General features: G+C 33.6%; 5 protein-coding genes and 1 pseudogene. All 6 read left to right on the forward strand.

Translation table 11 applies throughout. The features are described 5' to 3' along the window. Positions 1–59: 59 nt before the first annotated feature. Entirely contained in the window at positions 60–428 is a 369-nt protein-coding gene (rplN, locus tag WBN21_RS06405) for a 50S ribosomal protein L14 (protein ID WP_142783890.1), read from the forward strand. A gap of 15 nt (positions 429–443) precedes the next feature. Further along, a complete protein-coding gene (rplX, locus tag WBN21_RS06410; RefSeq protein ID WP_424198559.1) occupies positions 444–755 on the forward strand; it encodes a 50S ribosomal protein L24 in 312 nt (103 codons plus the stop codon). Positions 756–757: 2 nt separating this feature from the next. Next, on the forward strand, positions 758–1,309 hold the full coding sequence (gene rplE / locus WBN21_RS06415) for a 50S ribosomal protein L5 (RefSeq protein WP_424198561.1): 552 nt from the start codon (positions 758–760) through the stop codon (positions 1,307–1,309). Positions 1,310–1,312: 3 nt separating this feature from the next. Further along, positions 1,313–1,582, forward strand: a complete 270-nt coding sequence (rpsN, locus tag WBN21_RS06420; protein WP_033960808.1) for a 30S ribosomal protein S14 — start codon at positions 1,313–1,315, stop codon at positions 1,580–1,582. A gap of 68 nt (positions 1,583–1,650) precedes the next feature. Next, positions 1,651–2,049 (forward strand): 30S ribosomal protein S8, encoded by a 399-nt coding sequence (rpsH, locus tag WBN21_RS06425; RefSeq protein ID WP_298339312.1) that lies wholly within the window; start codon positions 1,651–1,653, stop codon positions 2,047–2,049. A gap of 17 nt (positions 2,050–2,066) precedes the next feature. Continuing rightward, positions 2,067–2,140: pseudogene (locus WBN21_RS06430) on the forward strand (50S ribosomal protein L6); the annotation flags it as partial.

Genomic DNA, 2,140 nt, shown 5'->3' on the forward strand with positions numbered 1-2,140 from the left:
CCTTTAAGTAAATCTAAATGTTGGAGACTAGTTGAAATAATTGAAAGAGCGAAATAATTATGTTACAGCAAGAATCAAGATTAAAAGTAGCAGATAACACTGGAGCCAAGGAGGTTTTAACTATCCGTGTTCTAGGTGGTACTAAAAGAAGATACGCTTCTGTAGGAGACAAAATTGTTGTTTCAGTTAAAGACGCAACACCTAATGGAAACATTAAAAAAGGTGCTGTTTCTACTGCAGTAGTTGTACGTACTAAAAAAGAAGTAAGAAGACCAGACGGATCTTATATAAGATTTGATGATAACGCTTGTGTTTTATTAAACCCAACGGGTGAGATGAGAGGAACTCGTGTTTTTGGTCCTGTTGCTAGAGAGCTTCGTGATAAACAATTCATGAAGATTGTATCATTAGCGCCAGAGGTGCTTTAATACATAATAAGTAAGATGACAAAGCTTAAAATAAAAACTGGAGATACTGTAAAAGTAATTGCTGGAGATCATAAAGGATCTGAAGGTAAAGTACAAAAGGTATTAATAGAAAAGAACAAAGCGATTGTTGAGGGAGTGAATATGGTTAAGAAACATACTAAACCAAGTGCACAGAATCCTCAAGGCGGAATCGTAGAGAAAGAAGCAGCTATTCATATTTCTAACTTATCATTGTTAACTTCAAAAGGAGAAACAACTAGAGTTGGTTATAGAGTAGAAGGCGATAAAAAAGTAAGATTTTCAACAAAATCTAATGAAGTAATATAGTTATGGCATATTCACCAAGACTTAAAGAAGAGTATAAAAGCAAAGTAATTGCAACTCTTACCGAAGAATTTGGATATAGTAATGTAATGCAAGTTCCTAAACTTACTAAGATAGTTATATCTAAAGGTGTTGGAGCAGCAGTTGCAGATAAAAAGTTAATCGACTACGCGTTAGAAGAAATAACTACTATATCAGGACAAAAAGCAATAGCTACTTTATCAAAAAAGGATGTTGCAACATTTAAATTACGTAAAGGAATGCCAATTGGTGTTAAAGTAACTTTGCGTGGCGAAAAAATGTATGAGTTTTTAGATCGTTTAGTAACTTCTGCACTTCCACGTGTGAGAGACTTTAACGGTATTAGAGCTACAGGATTTGATGGTAGAGGTAACTACAATTTAGGAGTTACTGAACAAATTATATTCCCAGAAATAAACATTGATAAAGTCAATAAAATCTCTGGTATGGATATTACATTTGTAACTACAGCAGATACTGATAAAGAAGCAAAATCATTATTAACCGAATTAGGGTTACCTTTTCAAAAGAACTAAGATATGGCTAAAGAATCAATGAAAGCCCGTGAGGTGAAAAGAGCAAAAACAGTAGCTAAATATGCTGAAAAACGTAAAGCTTTAAAAGAAGCTGGAGATTACGAAGCATTACAAAAGTTACCTAAAAATGCTTCTCCAGTTCGTATGCATAATAGATGTAAATTAACCGGAAGACCAAAAGGATATATGAGAACTTTTGGAGTTTCTCGTGTTACATTCAGAGAAATGGCCAATCAAGGTCTAATCCCTGGAGTAAGAAAAGCTAGTTGGTAATATTATTTAAATAATCAGGTTTAAGGTTCGAAATAGTTCGAAAACCAAGACCACAAAATCAATTCATTATGTACTCAGATCCAATTGCGGATTTTTTGACAAGAATTAGAAACGCAGTACGTGCTAACCACAGAGTGGTTGAGATTCCTGCTTCTAATCTTAAAAAAGACATTACTAAAATATTATTCGAACAAGGATATATTTTAAGTTACAAATTTGATGACTCGTCCGTACAAGGCACTATTAAAATAGCCCTTAAGTACAACAAGGAAACAAAAGAACCAGTAATTAAAAAACTTCAAAGAATTAGTACACCAGGTTTACGTAAGTATGCAGGTGCTAATGATTTACCACGTATCTTAAACGGTTTAGGTATTGCTATTGTTTCAACTTCTCACGGAGTGATGACTGGTAAACAAGCCAAAAGAGATAATGTTGGTGGAGAAGTTTTATGTTACGTATACTAATTTAAAGCCAGAAAGAAATGTCAAGAATAGGAAATAATCCAGTAGCCATTCCAGAAGGTGTAACAGTAGATGTTAAAGATAACGTTGTAAC

The organism is Algibacter sp. (assembly GCF_049667265.1).
Classification (GTDB): Bacteria; Bacteroidota; Bacteroidia; order Flavobacteriales; family Flavobacteriaceae; genus Algibacter_B.

Excerpts from the sequence above, each read along its gene's own strand:
- rplN (WP_142783890.1), top strand. The coding sequence starts at position 60 with ATGTTACAGCAAGAATCAAGATTAAAAGTAGCAGATAACACTGGAGCC.
- rplX (WP_424198559.1), top strand. The coding sequence starts at position 444 with ATGACAAAGCTTAAAATAAAAACTGGAGATACTGTAAAAGTAATTGCT.
- rplE (WP_424198561.1), top strand. The coding sequence starts at position 758 with ATGGCATATTCACCAAGACTTAAAGAAGAGTATAAAAGCAAAGTAATT.
- rpsN (WP_033960808.1), top strand. The coding sequence starts at position 1,313 with ATGGCTAAAGAATCAATGAAAGCCCGTGAGGTGAAAAGAGCAAAAACA.
- rpsH (WP_298339312.1), top strand. The coding sequence starts at position 1,651 with ATGTACTCAGATCCAATTGCGGATTTTTTGACAAGAATTAGAAACGCA.